This is a genomic window from Streptomyces sp. NPDC051217, assembly GCF_044455465.1.
Lineage (GTDB): Bacteria > Actinomycetota > Actinomycetes > Streptomycetales > Streptomycetaceae > Streptomyces.
In genome coordinates, this window is record NZ_JBITEV010000003.1 from 185,856 (window position 1) to 207,766 (window position 21,911).

Here is a 21,911-nt window from a genome sequence, read left to right on the forward strand (position 1 = left end):
GCAGCTGAATGCCGGCAACGTCCGCCCCGGGAAGCCCCGTTCGAGGCCATGCACAACGCGGTGCTGGGCGCCTGGAACTCCATCAACGAGGCGATCGAGGCCCTGGTCCCGGTCGAGCTGCGTCTGCGCACCTACCGGATGATCGAATCCACGCCCTCGCTGCTGGCCGCGCATCTGCGGCGCGTCACGGAGATGGAGGAGCGGGTCGCGCTGGTGATCGCCGAGCGCGAGGGGCTCGATGTGGAGACGGATCCCCGTCCGCGCGTGGCCGTCGCCGCGTTCTCCGGGGTGATGCGGGTGACGGGCAGGCTGTGGGGACAGCGCGAGACGGGCCTGGACGGGCTGCTTGAGCTGACGGAGTCGTATCTGGACCAGCTCGTGCCCACTCTCGCGGGCGACTGGCCGCGCGCGCACCGACCCTGAACGGCGCTCAGCGACTCTCCGGGCAAGGCCGATTCGCACCTTGCGCCCTGTTACGTACGCCACATCTGAGCACCACTGCGTGTCCGCTACCCCGACAGGGGGTTAACAAACGCCAGTTCGCCCGTCCAAAAGGGGTGATCTGTCTCACGCTCACCACGGGGAGCACCGGGCTTCTCCTAGTGTGTCGCGCAGTGACTTCTCCAGACTCCTCCCCGTCCCTCACCGCATGGCGCACCCTGCTGGCACTCGCCGTGGTCTTCGTGATGCTGGCGTCCACCGGATGGACCGCGCTCCAGCGGCACGGCGAAGACGGCACGGCACGGACAAGGGCGCTCTCCGCCTGGGACAAGGGTCGCGTCGGTCTCTTCGATCTGCCCGACCCCCACTCGCCGCCGAAGCGGCTGGCCGCGTTCTTCGCCTCGCTCAGCGCCGCCCAGCAGGTCGGGCTCGCCGACCGGTACCCCCTCGTGGTGGGCAATCTCAACGGCGCGCCCCTGACACTCCGCTACCGCGCCAACCGGCTGGCCGTGGTCCAGGCGCGCGACGACGAGCGGGAACGGACGCACGACAGCAGGCTCTCCGTCGAGGGCCGGCATCAGGCGGACAGGCGGATGCGCCGCTTCGAGTCGATGGCGGGCGAAGGGCGCCAGATCCTCGCGTTCGACCCGTCCGGCGACGGCCGCGCCGCCGAGGTCTTCGGCGATCTCGGCAGCGCCGCGCGCGTGTCGGTGGTCGTCCCGGGCGCCGACACGAACCTGCTGACGTTCGAGCGGACCAAGCGCCGCTACGCCGCGCCGGTCGGCATGGCCAGATCGCTGTACGACGCGGAGCGGGCGGCCGCCCCCCGTACCCGTACCGCCGTCATCGCGTGGGCCGACTACACCGCGCCCGCCGGTCTCGGCGTGGACGCGGTGACCGGGAGACTGGCATCGGCGGGTGCCGTACGGCTCAACGCGCTCACCTCGGCGCTGCCTGGCACCTCGCGGGTCTCGCTGATCTGCCACAGCTACGGCTCCGTGGTGTGCGGCATCGCCGCGCGCGCCCTGCCCGCCCGGGTCACGGACGTGGCGGTCGCGGGCAGTCCCGGGATGCGGGCCGAGTCGGCGGGGCAACTGGACTCCCACGCCCGGGTCTGGGCGATGCGGGACCACGACGACTGGATCCACATCGTGCCCCATCTGGAGGTCGGCGGGCTCGGCCACGGCGCCGACCCGGTGACGCCGGACTTCGGCGCACGGGTGCTGTCCGCACGGGGCGCGGCCGGCCACACCGGCTATTTCGAGCCGGGCACGGAGAGCCTGAGGAACTTCGCGGACATCGGGGTCGGTTCGTACCGGAACACCAGTTGTGCGGACGACGGTGACGGGTGCCGGAGCGGAATCTCCGGCGGCGAAGTGATCTGACGCGCGTAGAAGTGGGTCCTTCGGGGTCCTCGCCGAGGGGCGACGTGCGGCCGCACGCCGCATACGATGAGGCACATGGGTGATGTGCTGGCCGGAATTCATGCCACCTGGGAGTTCGAAAGCGACTCCGTGCTCATCCGCTTCGAACGGGGGATACGCACGCCAAAGCTCTTCCAGGCACTGCGCGAACGGCGCGTACCGCACGAGGCGCTGGCGTCGGTGACGCTCTCCCCGGGCAAGCGCGGGACGGTGGTGCTGCACGCGGTGCCCAGACCCGGCGCCGACCCGCTGATGGAGGCGGCGGCCGGTCAGCTCAAGGACTCCGGCGATCCCTACCGGCTGGTGCTGCCCGCGGAGCGCGAGACGCTCGCCGAGTACTACGCGGACGAACTGAGCGCCGCCCTCACCACGACCGGGCCGCCCGTCGACGAGCCGCCCGACCGCTATCTGGTGGCCCCTCCCCCGGCGCCCCTGAACTTCAAGGCGTACGACGGCAAGGCGTCCTTCGACGGGGCCAAGGTGTCCTTCCGCTGGTTCTGGACGGGCGCGTCGTCGGCGAAGTGGAAGGCGGGCGACCAGCGCTTCACCGTCTCGGAGCTGAGCGGGGTCGAGTGGCGCTCCCCCGAGGTCTTCGACGGCTACCTGCGGCTGCTGCGTCACGGCGACCAGCAGCCCGCCCGGGCCGACCACGACCCGGCGGCCGTGGTCTTCGGCCTCGGCTACGGACCGGTCCACGAGTCCCTGCCGTTCGCGGCGGCGGTGCTGGCGGCCGTACGGACGTCGGGCCCCGGCGCCGCCGTGCACCCCGGATCCGTCCCGGTGCCGGTGGCGGCGGGCCGGCGCGACCCGGCGGACATCGCCGAGCGGATCCGGCATCTCGGCGAGCTGCACGAGGCGGGGCTGGTGACGGACGAGGAGTTCAGCGCGAAGAAGGCGGAGCTGCTGGCCGAGCTGTGACGCGCGTAGGCGAGAACCCCCTACGGGGGTATGAGTCCGGGTGTGGCTCCTGGGTATGACGCCGAGCGGCACAGGCGCTGCATACGCTGAATCGGCCATGAGCCCCGAAGAACCGCCACCCCCGCCCCGCGCCGCCCTCCGGTCGCTGCGCTCGCTCGGCGGCGCCCTGACCACCCCGGCCGCGTCCACCGAACCGCTTCTGGCCGGCGCCTCCAAGCGGTGGCAGCGCCACGCCCCGTACGTCGTCGCCTTCGGCTTCGCCGTCGCGCTGCTGTCCAGCACCGTCACCGTGCTTGTCCAGGACTACCGGCTGGAGGGCGGCTGGGCGGGGGCGCTCGCCACCGCGCAGGCCGCACCGCTGCTGCTCGCCGTCACCCGGCCGCTCCAGGCGTGGCAGATCATCTTCGTCGCCGACATCGCCGGCGGGGTACTGCTCCTGACCTCGGCGGGGAATCTCGACGGCCGGTCCTGGCCGTGGCCGCCGACGGTCGTCGTCGGCTACCTCCTGCTGATGGCGTGCCTGGGACTGCGCGAGCCTCGCCGTACGCTGCTCGCCGTCTGGCTCGCGACAGGAGCGGCGGGGCTGGTCTTCGAGCTGATCTCGCAGGAACACAGCGACGGCGTCCATCTCCTGCTGTTCGTGCTCAGCGGGGTGGTCCTGCTCGTCACGGCCGCCCTGCGCGAGCGCGGTGACGCCCAGCGCAGACTGGTGGAGCAGGAGACCATCAGCGAGGTCGAACGCGCCCAGCGGACGCTGCTGGAGGAACGGGCCCGGATCGCACGCGAGTTGCACGACGTGGTCGCCCACCACATGTCGGTGATCACGGTGCAGGCCGACTCGGCGCCGTACCGGATCGAGGGGCTGCCCGACGCGGCGCGCGAGGAGTTCTCCACGATCGCCGCCGGCGCGCGGGAGTCGCTGACCGAGATGCGACGGCTGCTGGCGGTGCTGCGCAGCGACGGGTCGGCGGGCGAGCGGGCGCCGCAGCCGGGGCTCGGCCGGGTGCAGCAGCTCGTCGAGGCGACGGTACGGGCCGGAGTGCCGGCCGAGCTGTCCCTCGCGGCGGATCTCGGTGCCGTCCCGCCGTCGGTGGACCTCTCCGCGTACCGCATCGTCCAGGAGGCCCTGTCCAACGTCGTACGGCACGCGCCCGACGCACCGACCCGCGTCTCGGTGACCTCGGACGCCGACTGGCTGACCGTCCTGATCGTCAACGGGCCCGCGACGGCCCGCACTTCACCGCTGGAGAGCTCCGGGACCGGCCACGGGCTTGTCGGTATGCGCGAACGCGTACGGTTGACCGGCGGCACGCTCGACACCGGGCCGCTGCCGGACGGCGGGTTCCGGGTGGCCGCGCGGCTTCCGCTGGCACCGGCCGCCCCCGACCCGACCACGGAGGATCCGTCGTGACCATCCGCGTGATCATCGTCGACGACCAGGCCATGGTGCGCGCCGGGTTCGCCGCGCTGCTGTCGGCGCAGGCCGACATCGACGTGGTCGGCGAGGCGCCGGACGGGCGCCGGGGCATCGAGGTCAGCCGCAGTACCCATCCCGACGTGGTCCTGATGGACGTCCGGATGCCGGAGATGGACGGCCTGGCGGCGGCGCGCGCGCTGCTGGACCCGCCGGTGGGAGTGGTGCACCGGCCGAAGGTGCTGATGCTGACCACGTTCGACGTGGACGACTACGTGTACGAGGCGCTGCGCGCCGGGGCCTCCGGGTTCCTGCTGAAGGACGCGCCGCCGGCGGACCTGATCTCGGCGGTCCGCGTGGTCGCGGCGGGCGAGGCGCTGCTGGCCCCCTCTGTGACGCGCCGGCTGATCGCGGACTTCGCGCAGCAGCGGCCGGCACCGCGCAAGAACCGTTCGCTGCGGCTGAAGGGGCTGACGCCGCGCGAGACGGAGGTTCTGGAGCTGATCGCGCGGGGGCTGTCGAACCAGGAGATCGCGGAGCACCTGGTGCTGGCGGAGCAGACGGTGAAGACGCATATCGGACGGGTGCTGGCGAAGCTGGAGCTGCGGGACAGGGCGCAGGCGGTGATCTTCGCGTACGAATCGGGGCTTGTCGCCCCTGGCGGTTGACCGGCGGCCCGCGCCCGCGGGCCGGTGGTCGGGGTGTCCTCAAGCGCCGGACGGGCTGGGGGTGGTCTCCGTCGTGTCCGGGTGCCGCTCCGGGGTCATGCCCGGACGGAGGCCCCGAACCCCGCCCGTCAGCCGACAACCTCAACCCAGCACCCCGCCCCGCGACCGCCGGACGGCAACCCGCCCCCTACCCCAGTAGCACCCGCGACTTGGCTCCCCGGTGTGACGCCCCCGAACCCGTCGTCTTCCTACCTTCCTCCCGCCACACACCGTGGCCACTACGAGGGAGACGCGAATGCGCCGCTACAGAAGGACCGTGGTCGCCGCCGCGCTGATGGCCACCCTGGTGTCCGGCACCGCCGGCTGGGCCTCCGGGAGCGGGCAGAACGCCGTCACCGGCCCCCCGCCCGGCACCACCGCCTGGCGGGACGACACGTCGCTGGGACGCGCCCTGCCCGACCCGGAGAAGGCGGGCCCCGCCCAAGTCGCGGCGTTCTTCCGTACGTTGACCCCCGCCCAGCAGCGTGAGCTCATGACGCGGCACCCCTCCGTCGTGGGGAACCTCGACGGCGCCCCTGTCCAACTCCGGTACCGGGCCAACAAGCTGGCCGTCGCCGAGGACCCGCGCTACGCCCGCCTCGCCGAGAACGATCGGCAGATCATCGCCTTCGATCCGCGTGGTCGCGGCACCGTCGCCGAGGTGTACGGCAATCTGCTGACGTCCCGTCATGTCGCCGTCGTGGTCCCGGGTTCGGACATCGACGCCAGGACGTACGACCGGGCGAGGGACCCGTACGGCACCCCCGCCGGGATGGCCACCTCGCTGCGGACCGCGACGAACGGCCGTACCGCCGTGGTGGCGTGGGCCGGTTACACGACGCCCCTCGGCGTCGGGCTGGACGCCGCGACGGGCGGGCTCGCCGAGGCGGGCGCGGAGCGGCTCGCCCGGTTCACCGGGGGCCTGACCGCCGCCGGGGTCAGGACACCGAAGCTGTTCTGCCACAGCTACGGCTCCGTCGTGTGCGGCATCGCCGCGAGCGAGTCGGCGGCGAGCGACATCGTGGTCCTCGGCTCCCCCGGCATGCGCGCCGCGAACGTGGCCGCGCTGCGGACGGACGCCCGGGTGTGGGCGGCGAAGGACCCGTCGGACTGGATCTCCAAGGTGCCGAACGTCGAGTTCCTGGGCCTGGGCCACGGCACGGACCCGGCGGCGGAGGACTTCGGGGCGCGCCGCGTCCCCGCCAGGACCGCGCACGGTCACACCGGCTACTTCGCCCCCGGCACGGACTCGCTCCGCGCCTTCGCCGCGATCGCCACGGGTGGTGACGTGCGATGAGGCTCGTCGAGAAGATCGAGGCGCGGACGCCCGCGTCCCGTGACCGCGCGATCGACGGTCTGCGCGCGCTCGCCCTGCTCGCGGTGCCGACCGGGCACTGGCTGCTGGGCGGATTCACCCTGGACGAGGGGGCGTTGCGCAACGCGAGCCCGCTGAGCACGTTCGGGTTCTTCGCGCCCGTGAGCTGGGTGCTCCAGATGCTGGGCATCTTCTTCCTGGTCGGCGGTTACGCGTCGGTGCTCTCCTACCGCCGGCGGAAGGGCTCCACCGCGGACTGGCTCCGGCAGCGCGTGACCCGGCTGGGGCGCCCGGTACTGGGCGTGACGGCGGTGTGGGCGGTGCTCATCCCGGTGCTGTACGCGGCCGGTGTGCCGGGGACGACGCTGCGTACGGGCTCGACGCTGGTGGTGCAGCCGCTGTGGTTCGTGGGGGTGTACGTCGGGGTGACGGCGCTGACCCCGTACTGCGTGCGGGCCGCGCGGCACCTGGGAGCGTATGCGGCGGCGCCGCTGCTGGGGGTGGTGGCCGTCGTGGATGTGCTGCGCTACGGCCCGTACGGCGACGCGATGCCCGGGTGGCTGAGCGTGGTGAACATCCTGCCGGGCTGGCTGTTCGCGTATCAGCTCGGCGTGTCGTGGGGCGAGGGCCGGATCGGCCGGCGCGGCGCGCGGGTGCTGCTCGTGGGCGGCGGGGTGTTCTTCGCCGTCCTGCTGGTGGTCTTCCACTACCCGGCGTCGATGGTCGGGGTGCCCGGTGAGGCGCGGACCAATTCGCATCCGCCGTCGCTGCTGGTGCCGGCGCTGGCCGCGGTGCAGAGCGGCGCGGCGATCCTGCTGCGGGAGCGAATCGCGCGTGCGCTGCGCAGGCCCGCGCTGTGGGCACCGGTCGTGGTGATCAACCTGTCCGCGATGACGATCCTGTGCTGGCACCAGACGGCGATGCTCGCGGCCGCGGTGCCGGGTTCGTTCGCGGGGGCGGTGCCGGGGCTGACGACGGCTCCGGATTCGTACGGCTGGATTCTCGGCCGGGTGCTGTGGATGCCGCTGTTCGCGGTGCTGCTGGTGGTGATCGCCCGGTACGCGCGGGTCTTCGAGACGCCGTGGCCCTCGGGTACGGGGGCGGCGAATGCCCGCCGGGCAGCGGCGGGGCTGCTCGCGGCGGGCTTCGCGGTGTACGCGCTGGCGTGGTGAGGTGGTGCGACGGGGCTACTCGCGGGCGGCGGACGTCGCGGACATGTCGGCGTAGCGGTCGCCGGTGACCTGCCCGGCGATCGGCTCCAGGAGCGCCAGGTCCTCGGGGGTGAGGGTGATGCGGGTGGCGGCGGCGTTCTCCAGCAGGCGCGAGCGCTTGCGGGTGCCGGGGATCGGTACGACGGTCAGACCGTGCACCTGGGCCCGCTGCTGCACCCAGGCGAGCGCGATCTGCCCGGCGGTCGCCGCGTGGGCCGCCGCGACGGTGCGGACGGGTTCGAGGAGCGCGGCGTTGCGGCCCGCGTTCTCGCCGGTGAAGCGGGGCATGCCGCGCCGGAAGTCCTCGCTCTGGAGTTCCGTGTCGGCCCGGGTGAACGAGCCGGTCAGGAAGCCGCGTCCGAGCGGTGAGTACGGCACGAGAGCGACGCCCAGTTCGGCGGCGGCGGCCGCGGCGCTCGTCTCGACGTCGCGGGAGAACAGCGACCACTCGGACTGGAGCGCGGTGATGGGGTGCACGGAGTGCGCCTCGCGCAGTTCGGCGCCGGTGACCTCGCTCAGGCCGAGGTATTTGATCTTGCCCTCGGCGACGAGTTCGGCCATCGCGCCGACGGACTCGGCGAACGGCACGGCGGGGTCGTGGCGGTGCATGTAGTAGAGGTCGATGACGTCGACGCCGAGGCGCCGCAGGGAGTCTTCGACGGCCTGTTTGATGTACCCGGGTTCGTTGCGTACACCCCGGTACTTCGGGTCGTCGGTGCGCTCGATGCCGAATTTGGTGGCGAGGGTGATCTCGTCGCGGTGGGCGGCGACGAACGGCGCGAGGAATGTCTCGTTGGCGCCGAGTCCGTACACGTTGGCGGTGTCGATGAGGGTGACGCCCGCCTCGACGGTGGCTTCGAGGGTGTCCCGGGCGGCCGTCTCGTCCGTGTCGCCGTAGAACTCGCTGATGCCCATGGCACCGAAGCCCTGGACACCGACCGTGGGTCCGGCGGTGCCGAGCGTTACGGTGGTGATCTTCTCAATGGTCATGATGCCCTTTCCGACGCGCGGTGCGCACCGGCGTAGAAGTCGATCTTGTAGTCGAGTACGGCGAGGGTGTCCTGGAGTTCGGCTATCCGTGAGCGCACGTCGCGCCTGGTCTGCTGGAGCAGCTCCTGCCGCTGTTCGAAGGTGTGCTCGCCCTCCCGGACCAGCTCGGCGTAGCGGACCATGTCGGCGACCGGCATGCCGGTGAGGCGTAGTTTGCCGACGAGGGCGAGCCAGTCGAGGTCCCGGTTGCTGAAGCGCCGCTGCCCGGTGTGCGACCGGTCGACGTGCGGCATGAGTCCGATGCGCTCGTACCAGCGCAGGGTGTGCGCGGTGAGGCCGGTGAAGGCGGATACTTCGCTGATCGTGTACCGGTCGTCGCCGGCGGGGCGGGGATGGGTCGACGGGGCTGTCACACAGATGTCCTCGGTCTCCGCCGTGACGGGGGTGCTTTCGATCAGCGTCATACCTCCAACGTAGGACCTTGGAGCGCACTCGAAGCAAGGGGACCGGGGGGCGATTTTCGCGAGCTCCCCTACCGGGGTCCGGCGGTGGAAGCCGCCCGTCTACGCTCGTGGCCATGCAGAGCCTGGCGATGATCGAGAACTGGCCGGTGCCGACGGCCGCCACAGCCGTCGTACGCGCGGACGGCACGGTGAGCGGGTCGTACGGCCCGACATCGCACCGTTTCCCGCTGGCGTCGGTGACCAAGCCGCTCGCCGCGTACGCGGTGCTCGTGGCGTACGAGGAGGGGGCGGTCGAGCTGGACGAGCCGGCCGGTCCTGAGGGCTCCACCGTCCGCCATCTTCTCTCGCACACCAGCGGGCTGGCCTACGACGAGCACCGGGTGACGGCCCCGCCCGGCACCCGGCGGCTGTACTCGAACGCGGGCTTCGAGGCGCTCGGCGAGCACCTCGCGAAGGCGACGGACATCCCGTTCCCCGAGTATCTGCGCCAGGCGGTCCTCGAACCTCTGGGCATGGCGTCGACCGCCCTGGAGGGCTCGCCCGCGAAGGACGGTGTATCGACGGTCGACGACCTGATCCGGTTCGCCGCCGAACTCCAGGCGCCACGGCTGCTCGACCCCCGTACGGTTCTTGAGGCGATGACGGTGGCCCACCCGGGACTGTCGGGGATCCTGCCGGGTTACGGGCATCAGAAGCCCAACGACTGGGGTCTGGGCTTCGAGATCAGGGACTCCAAGTCGCCGCACTGGACGGGGAGTTCGTCGTCACCGCGTACTTTCGGCCATTTCGGGCAGTCGGGCACGTTCCTGTGGGTCGACCCGGACGCGGGGGCGGCGTGTGTGGCGCTGACCGACCGGGACTTCGGCCCGTGGGCGATCGACGCGTGGCCACCGTTCACGGACGCGGCGCTGGCGGAGCTGCGGTCGGACAGCTAGGGCGTGTCCGGGCTCAGCTCCCAGATCAGCACCTCGGCCGGCTCCTCCGCGGTGACCTCCAGGCTCGCGGAGTCCGTGACACGCGCCGAGTCGCCGGGGCCCAACTCCACGCCCGCCAGGACCACCAGGCCCCGCACCACATGCAGATACGCGTACGCCGCGTCGGGGATCGCGGTCCGCTCGCCGTCCTGGAGCCGGCGCACATGAAGCATCGCGCCCGCCTCGGGGAGCGCGTACGGCGTGGAGTCGGCGATGCCGTGCACGATCTCGTAGCGAGGGGCGCCGCCGGGCGCGAGCGGGGCGAGCCACATCTGGACGAAGACCAGCGGCTGCCCGCTGTCGTTGCGCTCCACATGCCGTACGCCGCCGCCCGCGCTGAGCCGCTGCACATCGCCGGGCCGTACCAGCGTGGCGTTCCCGGCGGAGTCGCGGTGGGTGAGTTCCCCCTCGACGACCCAGGTGACGATCTCCGTGTGGCTGTGCGGGTGTTCACCGAACCCGGCGCCGGGTGCGAGCCGTTCCTCGTTGCAGGCGAGCACCGCGCCGAACCGGAGGTTGTCGGGATCGTAGAACTCCCCGAAGGAGAAGGCGTGGAAGGACTCGATCCCGGCGGACAGGTCACCGCCGGGATAGCGGTCGTCGGCGTACCGGACGGAAATCACGGTGCCTACGTTAGGGCCTGTCGTCTGGATCTCGCCGGGCTCGCGGTCCCTGGTGCCGCTCCCTGATCCGGCCTGATCCAGACGACAGACCCTGACCCGGCCCGGCACGCGGCCGTCCTGATAAGGCAGTCTTGTCCCGTGCCTGAACCCTCGAACGAAGCCCATCCGCATCCCGCGACCCTGCGCCGACTGGAGAAGTCGGCAGGCAGGCTGGCCGCGAACGCGATCGCCCGCATGGACGAGAAGCTGCCGTGGTACCGGGCGATGCCGCCGGAGAACCGTTCATGGATCGGTCTGGTGGCCCAGGCCGGTATCGCGGCCTTCACCGAGTGGTTCCGGCACCCCGAGACCCCGCAGGCCATCTCCACCGACGTGTTCGGTACCGCCCCGCGCGAGCTGACCCGGGCGATCACGCTGCGCCAGACCGTCGAGATGGTGCGCACCACCATCGAGGTCATGGAGTCGGCGATCGAGGAGGTCGCGGCGCCCGGCGATGTGTCGGTGCTGCGCGAGGCGCTGCTCGTGTACGCGCGGGAGATCGCCTTCGCCACGGCCCAGGTGTACGCGCAGGCCGCCGAGGCGCGCGGCGCCTGGGACGCGCGGCTGGAGTCGCTGGTGGTGAACGCGGTGCTCTCCGGCGAGGCCGACGAGGGCGCCGTGTCGCGGGCCTCCGCGCTGGGCTGGAACTCGCCCGAGCATGTGTGCGTACTGCTGGGCACCGCGCCCGACGGGGACAGCGAGCTGACCGTCGAGGCGATCCGCCGGGCCGCGCGGCACGCCAAGCTCCAGGTCCTCACCGGGGTGCTCGGCGACCGGCTGGTCGTCATCGCGGGCGGCAGCGACAATCCGCTCCAGGTCGCGAAAGCCCTGATCGGACCGTACGCGGCCGGGCCGGTGGTGGCGGGCCCCGTGGTGCCCGACCTGCTGGCGGCCACGCGGTCCGCGCAGGCGGCGGCAGCCGGTCTCAAGGCGTGTTCGGCCTGGCAGGACGCGCCGCGTCCCGTACTCTCCGACGATCTCCTGCCGGAGCGCGCGATCGCCTCGGATCCTGCCGCTCGTGAGCAGTTGGTGGAGGAGATCTACAGACCGCTTGAAGAAGCGGGCTCGGCGCTGCTGGAAACTCTGAGTGTTTATCTGGAGCAGGCGAGCAGTCTCGAAGGCGCCGCCCGGATGCTGTTCGTGCACCCCAACACCGTGCGCTACCGGCTTCGACGTGTGACCGACGTCACCGGATGGTCACCGTCCGACGTCCGTTCCGCTTTCACTCTGCGAATCGCGTTGATCTTGGGGAGGCTGGCCGACGGGGAATCGCCTTCGTAACCTTTTGTTGGACACCAACAATTACCCCGACGGTTCTTCGTCCTTGTCCCCACGGGCGGCGGAGGCCGTCCGCACGAGAGAGTGTGAGGGTGCTCGTACTCGTCGCTCCCGGCCAAGGCGCTCAGACGCCCGGCTTCCTGACTCCCTGGCTCGATCTGCCCGGCGCCGAAGACCGGCTGCGGGCGTGGTCGGCCGCCATCGACCTCGATCTGGTCCACTACGGCACGAAGGCCGACGCGGACGAGATCCGTGACACCGCCGTGGCCCAGCCGCTGCTGGTCGCCGCGGGTCTGCTCTCCGGCGACGCCGTGCGCGGCCTGCTGGCGGGCACCGCCGGCGCGGGCGCGGTCGCGGGGCACAGTGTCGGCGAGATCACCACCGCCGTGTACGCGGGTGTGCTGAGCGAGGAGGCCGCGCTGGGCTTCGTCCGTACGCGCGGTCTGGCCATGGCCGAGGCGGCGGCCATCACGCCGACCGGCATGGCGGCGCTGCTCGGCGGCGACCCGGAGGTGACCCTGCCCCATCTGGAGAGGCTCGGTCTGACCCCGGCGAACGTGAACGGTGCGGGCCAGATCGTGGCCGCGGGCACCCTGGAGCAGATCGAGGCTCTGGCGGCGGACAAGCCCGAGGGCGTACGCCGCGTGGTGCCTCTCAAGGTCGCGGGCGCCTTCCACACCGAGCACATGGCCCCCGCGGTGGCGAAACTGACGGAAGCGGCCGGAAAGCTCGCCGTGTCAGACCCCGCCTTGCCGTATGTGTCCAACAAGGACGGGCAGACTGTGGGCATGGGGGCCGAGGTCGTCGCACGACTCGTGGGCCAGGTCGCCAACCCGGTCCGCTGGGACCTGTGCATGGAGACGTTCACGGAGCAGGGTGTGACGGCGCTGATCGAGCTGTGCCCGGGCGGCACATTGACCGGCATCGCCAAGCGCGCCATGCCCGGTGTGAAGACCCTCGCGCTCAAGACCCCCGCCGACCTCGACGCGGCTCGCGAGATCGTCGCCGAGCACGCTGCCTAAGGAGCCCGAGAGAGCATGGCGAAGATCAGGCCCAGCCAGGGCGCCCCGTACGCCCGCATCATGGGTGTCGGCGGTTACCGTCCGACGCGCGTGGTGCCCAACGAGGTGATCCTGGAGACGATCGACTCGTCCGACGAGTGGATCCGCTCCCGCTCCGGCATCGCGACGCGGCACTGGGCCTCCGACGAGGAGACCGTCGCCATGATGTCGATCGAGGCGTCCGGCAAGGCCATCGCCGACGCCGGGATCACGCCGGAGCAGATCGGCGGCGTGATCGTGTCGACCGTCTCGCACTTCAAGCAGACGCCGGCCGTCGCGACGGAGATCGCTTACCGGATCGGCGCGGGCAAACCGGCCGCGTTCGACATCTCGGCGGGCTGCGCGGGCTTCGGTTACGGGCTGACGCTCGCCAAGGGCATGGTCGTCGAGGGCTCGGCGGAATACGTCCTGGTCATCGGCGTGGAGCGGCTGTCGGACCTGACCGACCTCGAAGACCGCGCCACGGCCTTCCTGTTCGGCGACGGCGCGGGCGCGGTCGTCGTCGGCCCGGCGCAGGAGCCGCAGATCGGTCCGACGGTCTGGGGTTCCGAAGGTGACAAGTCGAACACGATCATGCAGACCGTACCGTGGGACGACTACCGCAAGGGAACGGTCGAGCGGTTCCCCGCCCTCACCCAGGAGGGCCAGGCGGTCTTCCGCTGGGCCGTCTTCGAGATGGCGAAGATCGCCCAACAGGCCCTCGACGCGGCCGGGATCACCTCCGCCGACCTGGACGTCTTCATTCCGCACCAGGCCAACATGCGGATCATCGACTCGATGGTGAAGACTCTGAAGCTGCCTGAACACGTCACGGTCGCCCGCGACGTGGAGACCACCGGCAACACGTCGGCCGCCTCGATCCCGCTCGCGATGGAGCGGCTTCTGGCGACCGGTCAGGCGAAGAGCGGCGACACGGCGCTCGTCATCGGCTTCGGGGCGGGTCTCGTGTACGCCGCGACGGTCGTTACCCTCCCCTAGGCACACCGGATCTTTCCGGACCGTGCTTGTGCAAATCCCTCTGCCCACGCTGAATATCGAAGGAGCGCCCACATGGCCGCCACTCAGGAAGAGATCGTCAACGGTCTCGCGGAGATCGTGAACGAGATCGCCGGCATCCCGGTCGAGGACGTCCAGCTGGACAAGTCCTTCACCGACGACCTGGACGTCGACTCGCTGTCCATGGTCGAGGTCGTCGTCGCCGCCGAGGAGCGCTTCGACGTGAAGATCCCGGACGACGACGTCAAGAACCTGAAGACCGTCGGCGACGCCGCCGACTACATCGCGAAGCACCAGGTCTGACCCAGGTCGCGCGGCTGACGCCACCCGGTGGTGGCGCCGTACAAATTCCGCACCCTCTACACGTGGAGAAAGAATTCCAGTGAGCCCGACCAATCGCACCGTGGTCGTCACCGGTATCGGCGCGACCACACCGCTGGGTGGCGACAGCGCATCGACCTGGGAGGGCCTGCTCGCCGGCCGCTCGGGCGTCAAGCCCCTCGAAAGCGAGCGCTTCGCCGAACTGCCCGTCCGGATCGCCGCGCTCGCCGCGGTCGATCCGGCCGACGTGCTGCCCCGCCCGCTCGCCCGCAAGCTCGACCGCTCCGCGCAGTTCGCACTGATCGCGGCCCGTGAGGCGTGGGCCGACGCGGGCTACAAGGCCAAGGCGGGCGAGGACGAGAACATCGCCCCCGAACGTCTCGGCACGGTCATCGCCTCCGGCATCGGCGGCGTGACCACCCTTCTCGACCAGTACGACGTGCTGAAGGAGAAGGGCGTACGCCGCGTCTCCCCGCACACCGTGCCGATGCTGATGCCGAACGGGCCGTCCGCCAACGTCGGTCTGGAGGTGAACGCCCAGGCGGGCGTGCACACTCCGGTCTCCGCGTGCGCGTCGGGCGCCGAGGCCATCGGCTACGCCGTGGAGATGATCCGCACCGGCCGCGCCGATGTCGTGGTGGCGGGCGGCACGGAGGCGGCGATCCACCCGCTGCCGGTCGCCGCGTTCGCCAACATGATGGCCATGTCGAAGAACAACGACCAGCCCGAGAAGGCGTCCCGCCCGTACGACAAGGCCCGTGACGGCTTCGTCCTCGGCGAGGGCGCGGGAGTCGTGGTCCTGGAGTCCGCCGAGCACGCGGAGGCGCGCGGCGCGCGCGTCTACTGCGAGGTGCTGGGTCAGGGGCTGTCCGCCGACAGCCACCACATCGCGCAGCCGGAGCCGACCGGTCGCGGGGTCGCGGCGGCGATGCGGAACCTGCTCGACAACACCGGCGTGAAGCCGTCGGAGATCGTGCACCTGAACGCGCACGCCACCTCGACGCCGCAGGGTGACGTGGCGGAGATCAAGGCACTGCGCAGGGTCCTGGGCGAGGACCTCGACCATGTCGCCGTCTCCGGTACGAAGTCGATGACCGGCCATCTGCTGGGCGGCGCCGGCGGTATCGAGACCGTGGCGACGGTGCTCGCGCTGCACCACCGGCTGGCCCCGCCGACGATCAACATCGACGAACTGGACGAGGAGGTCGACGCGGACGTCGTGCGCGGCGAGGCACGGGCGCTGCCCGAGGGCACGATCTCGGCGATCAACAACTCGTTCGGCTTCGGTGGCCACAACGTGGTGCTGGCGTTCCGCTCGGTCTGATCCACCCCGACCCCGACATGCCGGAGGCCCGGCTCCCCGTCCTCCACGGGAGCCGGGCCTCCGGCGTGTCGGCCGTGGGGCGTGTCGGCCGTCAGTCCCCGAAGCTCGCGAAGTACGTCGCCGCCATGTCCTTGTCGCCGTGCCCCTGGGCCTGGGCGCGGGCGAAGCGGTTCGCGCCCGCCTCGGCGACGTCCACCCGGACGCCTTCCGCCTCCGCCGCCTGCACGATGAGGCGGGCGTCCTTGGCGGCCGTGGCGAGACCGAAGTTCGGGGTGTAGTCCTCGTCGAGGATCGCCGACGCCTTGATGTGGAGGTAGCCGCAGTCGAGGGTGCCGCCGCTCATGACGTCGAGGAACGCCCGCGGGTCGACGCCGAGCCCCTTCGACAGGGCCATGGCCTCGGCCGCCCCGTTGGTGACGGCCAGGACCCAGCTGTTGCAGACGAGCTTGAGCCGGGTCGCCGCCCCGGACACGCCGTCGTCGCCCACCCAGAGGGTGCGGCTCCCGACGGCCTCCAGAACGGGCGTGACGGTGTCACGCGCGTCCTGCGGGCCCGCGGCGAGGACGGTGAGCCTCCCCTGCTCGGCGGGCGCCCTGGTGCCCAGCACGGGCGAGTCGAAGAAGACCAGTTCGTGCGCGGCGGCCAGTTCGGCGAGCGGGACGAGTCCGTCCAGGCCCGCCGTCGACGACTGGAGCCAGATCATGCCGGGCCGAAGCCCCGGGGTCGCCTCCGTCATCGTCTCCAGGGCGGCGGCGCCGTCGTACAGGATCGTGAGGACGATGTCCGCGCCGCGTACGGCGTCCGCCGGGGTGTCCGCGATCCGCGCCCCGTCGGCCGCGAGCGGCTCCGCCTTCGCGCGGGTACGGTTCCAGACCCTCACCGCGTGTCCGGTCCGGCAGAGATTTCGGGCCATCGCCGCGCCCATGATGCCCGTGCCGAGAACTGCTACTTCGAGTTGATCAGCCATGTGTCCACCGTAGAAGGCGGCGGCGCGGTCCGTCCCGGGGCCCCGCCGTCCGGTGTGCGCCCGTGTACGGTCCGGCTCAGACGACCTGGTGCAGCCAGCGCACGGGGGCGCCCTCGCCGGCGTACCGGAAGGGCTCCAGTTCGTCGTCCCACGGCTTGCCGAGCAGCTTCGCGACCTCGGCCTCCAGCTGGGTCTCACCGCTCAGTGACCGGGCGAGAGCGGCGCGCAGCCGGTCCTCGGGGACCAGGATGTCGCCGTGCATACCGGTGACGGCGTGAAAGATGCCCAGCTCGGGCGTGGCGCTGTAGCGCTCGCCCTCGGCCGTGGGGCTGGGCTCGGCGGTCACCTCGAAGCGCAGCATCTGCCAGCCGCGCAGCGCGGAAGCGAGCTTGGACGCGGTGCCGGCCTCGCCCCGCCAGGAGAACTCGGACCGCCAGGTGCCGGGCGATGCGGGCTGCCTGATCCAGTCGAGCTGGACGCGCACGCCGAGGACGCCCGCCACCGCCCATTCGACGTGGGGGCACATCGCGCGTGGCGCGGAGTGCACGTACAGAACACCACGTGTGGTCACCGGGACCTCCAGTGTGGGACGAGGTTCGCCTTTCCCAGCGGCCTCAGTAAACAGCATCGAGAGTGAAACCCCGCAAAACGGGCAGCATGTGACGGGATGCAACTTACCGGAGCCGTGGGGGGCGCGGTTGACTCTGGTTCGACGCCTGAAAGCTACCTTGCGCGGGGGGCACGGGGGTGCCGTACTGTCGGTCACAGGCGCGATATACGCGAAGCTTTCACTCGCCAGGACGCCGCCGTACGCATGACGACGCCCACGCGGAGGGTTCACAGCATGCAGGAGAGCCCTCAAGGACGTGCCGGGCGACGCCGGGGTGGTCACGGCCCCCGCCGCCGGAAACCGTACGCGAGTGTCGCGGCCTCCTGTGCCGGGCTGCTGGTCGGCGTCGTCGCGCTGGCGGGGTGCACGTCCTCGGACGGCACCGACCCGGACTGGACGAAGGCGAAGACGAGCCAGCCCCCGCCGAAGCCGGTCTGGGACCGCAGTCCCACCTCGATCGCGGCCGTCGGCGACTCCATCACACGCGGCTTCGACGCCTGCGGGGTGCTGAGCGACTGCCCCGAGGTGTCCTGGTCGACCGGCTCGGACGACACGGTGCGCAGCCTCGCGCTGCGGCTGCTCGGCAAACCGGCCGTCGCGGAGAACAGCTGGAACTACGCGCGCACGGGTGCCACCCTCGGCGATCTGGCCCAGCAGATGACAAAGGCCGCGGCGCACAAGCCGGATCTGGTCACGGTCATGATGGGCGCCAACGACGCCTGCAAGGACGAGGTGGCGCTGATGACGCCGGTGGAGGAGTTCCGCGCGTCGTTCGAGGAGTCGATGCGCCTGCTGCGCGCGCGGGCGCCCAAGACGCAGGTGTACGTGGCGAGCGTGCCCGATCTCAAGCGGCTCTGGTCCGAGGGCCGGGAGAACCCGCTGGGCCGGCAGATATGGAAGCTGGGGATCTGCTCGTCGATGCTGGGCGACTCGCAGGACATGGACGCCGCGGCGCAGAAGCGGCGCTCCACGGTGCAGGCGCGGGTGGTGGCGTACAACACGGTGCTCAAGGACGTGTGCGCGAAGGATCCGCGCTGCCGCTACGACGGCGGGGCGGTCTTCGACTACCGCTTCACCGGCGATCAGTTGAGCGCGTGGGACTGGTTCCATCCCAGCAAGAACGGCCAGGGGAAGCTGGCGGACATCGCCTACCGCAACGTCGTCGCGGCCGATCCCCCGGCGTAGGGTCGGCGACCGTGGACGAGCCGACCGGGACCGATGTGACCGCGAACGACATTCCCGGGACCGAGCCGTCGGGCCCCGGCCGGACGCCCGAGCGCGTCGGGGCTGCGCCCGACGGGACCCCGGTCCACCGCTGGGTCCTGGAGCGGGCCGGTGTGCGGGTGAAGGTGCTCACCTACGGCGGGATCCTCCAGTCCGTCGAGGTGCCGGACAGCGAGGGCGCCCTCGCGAACGTGGTGCTCGGTTTCGATGACGTCGCGGGCTACGTCGACTGCCCGTCGCCCTACTTCGGGGCGCTGATCGGCCGGTACGCGAACCGCGTCGCGGGCGGGACGTTCACGCTCGACGGGCGGACCTACCGGCTGCCGCGCAACAACGGGCCCAACTGTCTGCACGGCGGTGAGCGCGGCTTCGACAAGCGCGTGTGGGACGCGGAGCCGGCGGCGGAGGGGCACGGCGTACGGCTGTCGCTGGTGAGCCCGGACGGCGAGGAGGGCTTCCCGGGCCGGCTGGAGGTCTCCGCGACGTACGCGCTGGAGGCCGACGGGGCGCTGCGGATCGGCTACCGGGCTGTGACGGACGCGCCGACGGTGGTGAATCTGACGAATCACTCCTACTGGAATCTGAGCGGCGCGGGCAGCGGCGGCGCCGGTGGGCATGTGCTGCGGATCGCCGCCGGTCATATCACGCCGCTGGACGGAGACTCGGTGCCGACGGGGCCGCCCGAGCCGGTCGCGGGGACCCGTTTCGACTTCCGTGAGCCGCGCAAGGTGGGGTCGGGGTACGACGACAACTTCGTTCTGGATCAGGGGAGTTCCGGGAGTTCGGTCGCGGCGGAGCTGTACGACCCCGCGTCGGGGCGGATGTTGACGGTGACCACGACCGAACCGGGCATGCAGCTGTACACCGGTGACCACTTCGACGCGGGTCCTTTCCGGCCCGGCGAGGGCATCGCTCTGGAGACCCAGCACTTCCCGGATTCGCCGAACCGGCCCGACTTCCCGAGCACGGCGCTGCGGCCGGGTGAGGTGTTCACCTCGGCCACGACGTACGGGTTCTCGGCCGGACGGGCCATGGGCCCGTCCGGCACTGGAGAACCGACGCCCTGAAGCGTCCGGCGTTCAGCGCTGGACGGTGGCGCTCAGCCTGCGGTCGGAGAGCGAGCGGCCCGCCTGGATCTCGTACGCGCCGGGGACGGCCGTCCAGCCGTTCTCGTTCTCGTCCCAGATCTCGAAGGCGCGGGCCCTGAGCGGGACCGTCACCTCGACGCTCCCGCCGGGACCCGCCTCGGCCGAGGCGAATCCGGCCAGCCAGCGGACCGGGCGCTCGGGCGCGTCGGGCGCACCGCCGGGGACGGGCGCGAGATAGATCTGGACGGTCTCGCGGCCGGGGCGCGCGCCGGTGTTGCGCAGCCGTACGGTGGCCCGCTCGGTGGTGGCGTGCAGGGTCTCGTACTCCCAGTCGGTGTAGCCGAGTCCGTGGCCGAAGGGGTACGCGGGGGTGGCGCCGGCCCGCTCCCAGGCGCGGTAGCCGATGAACACGCCTTCGGTGTAGCGCAGTTGACCCGCGTCGGGGGTGGTGTCCGTGACGGGGACGTCGGCCAGGGCGACCGGCCAGGTGGTGGTGAGCCGGCCGCCGGGCTCCTCGGCGCCGGTGAGGACGTCGGCGAGCGCGGCGCCGCCCTCCTGGCCGGGGAACCAGCTGAGCAGTACGGCGGCCACCGCGTCGCGCCACGGCATCTCGACCGGTGAGCCGGTGTTGACGACCACGACGGTGTTCGGGTTGACGGCGGCGACGGCCGCGACGAGCGCGTTCTGGTGGCCGGGCAGCTCCAGGCTCGTACGGTCGAAGCCCTCGGACTCGACGGCCGTGGTGGTGGCGACCACGACGACGGCGGTGTCCGCGGCCCTGGCGGCCTCGACGGCCTCGGCGATCAGGTCGTCGGGGTCGCGGCGCGGGCCGAGGTGGAGCAGCGAGAAGGCGACCGCGTCCATCGGGGCTCCGGGCAGCCGGGGCACGGTCAGGTGCAGCGACACCTCGACGGTCTGGCCTTCGATGAGGGTGACGCGGGCACGCTCCAGGCGTTCGCCGAAGAACGCGTTGAACGGGTCGGTGCTTGTCCCGAGCCCTTCCTCGCCCTCCCAGACCTTCTCCCCGTCGACGGTCAGGACGAGGGGGCCGATGCCGCGGGTGCCGAAGGTGTGGTCGCCGCTCTCGCGCGGGGTGAAGGTGCCGGTGAACTCGACGGTGTGCAGTTCGTCGTACGTGACGCCGTCGGGCAGGTCGACGCCGACCCACTGGACCATGCCGGAAGGGAGGTCGGTGGTGCCCAGCTCGCGTCCGTCGGCGGCGCGGCAGACCGCTCGCAGGGTGAATCCCTTGCCGGCGACGGCGAGTTGGTCGCTGGGGTCGGCGCCGACGCTGTAGCTGAGAGCGCCGTCGGGCAGGGCGGCGGTGAGGCCGTCGAGCGGCGAGACGGTGTGCGGCGGGAAGACATGGGCCGAGCCGCCGCCGAGGATCCGGGCGTCGCGGGCGGCGGCGCCGCTGAGGGCCACCGTGCGGGTCCTGGCCGGGTCGAGCGGCAGGGCGGGCTGCCCGTCGCGTACCTCGTTGCGTACGAGGACGAAGGAGCGGCGGGCGACCTCGCGGGCCAGCGCGTCCCCGTCGAGGGGCGCGGGCAGTGCGGACGCGAGGACGACGGCGGGCGCGTCGTCGAGGGCGCCGGTGCGGGCGGCGAGCCTCAGCACGTTGCGTACGGCGTCGTCGACGAGGGACTCCTCCACCTCGCCGGCCCGGACGGCGGCGGCGAGCGCGGGGCCGTAGACGGTCTTGGGGCCCGGCATCGCGACGTCGAGGCCGCCGAGGATCGCGCCGGTGGTGGAGCGGGCGGCCAGCCAGTCGGAGACGATGTAGCCGTCGAATCCCCACTCGCCGCGCAGGACTTCCTTCTGGAGATGGCGGTGCTCGGTCATCGACTGGCCGTTGACCTGGTTGTAGGCGGCCATGATGCCCCAGGGGTGGGCGTTCTTGACGATGGCCTCGAACGGAGCGAGGTAGAGCTCGCGCAGCGGGCGCGGGGCGACGACGTTGTCGACGGTGAAGCGGTCGGTCTCGGCGTCGTTGGCGACGAAGTGCTTGACGGTCGTGCCGACGCCGCCGTCCTGGACGCCGAGGACATAGCCGGTGCCGATCTCGCCGGTGAGGTACGGGTCTTCGCTGTACGCCTCGAAGTGGCGTCCGCCGAGCGGGGACCGGTGGAGGTTGACGGTCGGCGCGAGCAGGACGTGCACACCCTTGCGGCGGGCCTCCTGGGCGAGCAACCGGCCTGCCCTGCGGGCCAGCTCGGGGTCCCAGGTGGCGGCGAGCGCGGTGGGCGACGGGAGCGCGACCGACGGGTCGTCGGCGGTCCAGCGCACACCCCGGACACCGATCGGGCCGTCGGACATGACGAGGGAGGCCAGCCCGATCTGCGGGAGCGCGGGCAGCGACCAGTTGTCCTGCCCTGCCAGCAGCCGCGCCTTGTCGTCCAGATCCAGCTTGCCGAGCGCCGCGTCGACGGCCGCTTCGCGTGTCTGGTCGGCCGGAGTGATGGGTGCGCCGGTCACGGCGGTACCTCCTCGTCAGTGCCCCGCGTTCGTGCGGACGGTTACAT

The 21,911-nt window shown here is 71.8% G+C and carries 20 protein-coding genes and 1 pseudogene; 15 read left to right on the forward strand and 6 right to left on the reverse strand.

Going from position 1 to position 21,911, the window contains the following annotated elements:
* Positions 1-6: 6 nt before the first annotated feature.
* The 7 genes and pseudogenes from ACIBBB_RS09085 to ACIBBB_RS09115 form a co-directional block, all read left to right on the forward strand.
* Positions 7-423, forward strand: a pseudogene (locus tag ACIBBB_RS09085) (TetR family transcriptional regulator); the annotation flags it as partial.
* A 191-nt stretch (positions 424-614) separates the two neighbouring features.
* Positions 615-1,826: an alpha/beta hydrolase gene (locus ACIBBB_RS09090; protein ID WP_398980352.1), complete on the forward strand. Its 1,212-nt coding sequence runs from the start codon at positions 615-617 to the stop codon at positions 1,824-1,826.
* Between the two features lie 75 nt (positions 1,827-1,901).
* Positions 1,902-2,783, forward strand: a complete 882-nt coding sequence (locus tag ACIBBB_RS09095; RefSeq protein WP_398980353.1) for a DUF4429 domain-containing protein — start codon at positions 1,902-1,904, stop codon at positions 2,781-2,783.
* 97 nt (positions 2,784-2,880) lie between these two features.
* The gene (locus tag ACIBBB_RS09100) at positions 2,881-4,194 is read left to right on the forward strand and encodes a sensor histidine kinase (RefSeq protein WP_398980354.1); all 1,314 of its coding nucleotides are present in this window, start codon (positions 2,881-2,883) and stop codon (positions 4,192-4,194) included.
* The gene (locus tag ACIBBB_RS09105; RefSeq protein ID WP_398980355.1) at positions 4,191-4,865 is read left to right on the forward strand and encodes a response regulator; all 675 of its coding nucleotides are present in this window, start codon (positions 4,191-4,193) and stop codon (positions 4,863-4,865) included. Before ACIBBB_RS09100 ends, ACIBBB_RS09105 begins: the two co-directional genes overlap by 4 nt.
* Positions 4,866-5,160: 295 nt before the next feature.
* Complete coding sequence (locus ACIBBB_RS09110) at positions 5,161-6,201, forward strand: alpha/beta hydrolase (protein ID WP_398980356.1); 1,041 nt, start codon at positions 5,161-5,163, stop codon at positions 6,199-6,201.
* Positions 6,198-7,391 carry an acyltransferase gene (locus ACIBBB_RS09115; RefSeq protein WP_398980357.1) on the forward strand — a complete coding sequence of 398 codons (1,194 nt, stop codon included), beginning with the start codon at positions 6,198-6,200 and terminating at the stop codon, positions 7,389-7,391. Before ACIBBB_RS09110 ends, ACIBBB_RS09115 begins: the two co-directional genes overlap by 4 nt.
* Positions 7,392-7,406: 15 nt before the next feature.
* On the opposite strand, the gene ACIBBB_RS09120 is transcribed toward ACIBBB_RS09115, so the two are convergent.
* Complete coding sequence (locus tag ACIBBB_RS09120) at positions 7,407-8,420, reverse strand: aldo/keto reductase (RefSeq protein ID WP_398980358.1); 1,014 nt, start codon at positions 8,418-8,420, stop codon at positions 7,407-7,409.
* Positions 8,417-8,884 (reverse strand): MerR family transcriptional regulator, encoded by a 468-nt coding sequence (locus ACIBBB_RS09125; RefSeq protein ID WP_398980359.1) that lies wholly within the window; start codon positions 8,882-8,884, stop codon positions 8,417-8,419. Before ACIBBB_RS09125 ends, ACIBBB_RS09120 begins: the two co-directional genes overlap by 4 nt.
* 113 nt (positions 8,885-8,997) lie before the next feature.
* Between ACIBBB_RS09125 and ACIBBB_RS09130 the strand changes: the two genes are divergently transcribed.
* Positions 8,998-9,819, forward strand: a complete 822-nt coding sequence (locus tag ACIBBB_RS09130; RefSeq protein ID WP_398980360.1) for a serine hydrolase domain-containing protein — start codon at positions 8,998-9,000, stop codon at positions 9,817-9,819.
* Here the strand turns inward: ACIBBB_RS09130 and ACIBBB_RS09135 are convergent.
* Entirely contained in the window at positions 9,816-10,478 is a 663-nt protein-coding gene (locus tag ACIBBB_RS09135) for a pirin family protein (protein ID WP_398980764.1), read from the reverse strand. The genes ACIBBB_RS09130 and ACIBBB_RS09135 overlap by 4 nt on opposite strands.
* A gap of 141 nt (positions 10,479-10,619) precedes the next feature.
* Between ACIBBB_RS09135 and ACIBBB_RS09140 the strand changes: the two genes are divergently transcribed.
* The 5 genes from ACIBBB_RS09140 (at position 10,620) to fabF (ending at position 15,500) form a co-directional block, all read left to right on the forward strand.
* The gene (locus ACIBBB_RS09140; RefSeq protein WP_189108187.1) at positions 10,620-11,801 is read left to right on the forward strand and encodes a CdaR family transcriptional regulator; all 1,182 of its coding nucleotides are present in this window, start codon (positions 10,620-10,622) and stop codon (positions 11,799-11,801) included.
* An 89-nt stretch (positions 11,802-11,890) separates the two neighbouring features.
* Positions 11,891-12,820, forward strand: a complete 930-nt coding sequence (locus tag ACIBBB_RS09145; protein ID WP_398980361.1) for an ACP S-malonyltransferase — start codon at positions 11,891-11,893, stop codon at positions 12,818-12,820.
* 15 nt (positions 12,821-12,835) lie between these two features.
* Complete coding sequence (locus ACIBBB_RS09150) at positions 12,836-13,837, forward strand: ketoacyl-ACP synthase III (RefSeq protein ID WP_398980362.1); 1,002 nt, start codon at positions 12,836-12,838, stop codon at positions 13,835-13,837.
* Between the two features lie 72 nt (positions 13,838-13,909).
* Entirely contained in the window at positions 13,910-14,158 is a 249-nt protein-coding gene (locus tag ACIBBB_RS09155) for an acyl carrier protein (protein WP_189108190.1), read from the forward strand.
* A gap of 79 nt (positions 14,159-14,237) precedes the next feature.
* On the forward strand, positions 14,238-15,500 hold the full coding sequence (gene fabF / locus ACIBBB_RS09160) for a beta-ketoacyl-ACP synthase II (protein WP_398980363.1): 1,263 nt from the start codon (positions 14,238-14,240) through the stop codon (positions 15,498-15,500).
* Between the two features lie 91 nt (positions 15,501-15,591).
* On the opposite strand, the gene ACIBBB_RS09165 is transcribed toward fabF, so the two are convergent.
* Together ACIBBB_RS09165 and ACIBBB_RS09170 are read right to left on the reverse strand one after the other, a co-directional pair.
* Complete coding sequence (locus ACIBBB_RS09165; RefSeq protein ID WP_398980364.1) at positions 15,592-16,467, reverse strand: NAD(P)-dependent oxidoreductase; 876 nt, start codon at positions 16,465-16,467, stop codon at positions 15,592-15,594.
* 76 nt (positions 16,468-16,543) lie between these two features.
* Entirely contained in the window at positions 16,544-17,038 is a 495-nt protein-coding gene (locus ACIBBB_RS09170; RefSeq protein WP_383647788.1) for a DUF3145 domain-containing protein, read from the reverse strand.
* Positions 17,039-17,311: 273 nt separating this feature from the next.
* Between ACIBBB_RS09170 and ACIBBB_RS09175 the strand changes: the two genes are divergently transcribed.
* Both ACIBBB_RS09175 and ACIBBB_RS09180 read left to right on the forward strand, forming a co-directional pair.
* Positions 17,312-18,262, forward strand: a complete 951-nt coding sequence (locus ACIBBB_RS09175; protein WP_398980365.1) for an SGNH/GDSL hydrolase family protein — start codon at positions 17,312-17,314, stop codon at positions 18,260-18,262.
* 50 nt (positions 18,263-18,312) lie between these two features.
* Positions 18,313-19,368: an aldose epimerase family protein gene (locus tag ACIBBB_RS09180; RefSeq protein ID WP_398980765.1), complete on the forward strand. Its 1,056-nt coding sequence runs from the start codon at positions 18,313-18,315 to the stop codon at positions 19,366-19,368.
* A gap of 12 nt (positions 19,369-19,380) precedes the next feature.
* On the opposite strand, the gene ACIBBB_RS09185 is transcribed toward ACIBBB_RS09180, so the two are convergent.
* The gene (locus ACIBBB_RS09185; protein ID WP_398980366.1) at positions 19,381-21,864 is read right to left on the reverse strand and encodes a glycoside hydrolase family 3 protein; all 2,484 of its coding nucleotides are present in this window, start codon (positions 21,862-21,864) and stop codon (positions 19,381-19,383) included.
* Between the last annotated feature and the right edge of the window lie 47 nt (positions 21,865-21,911).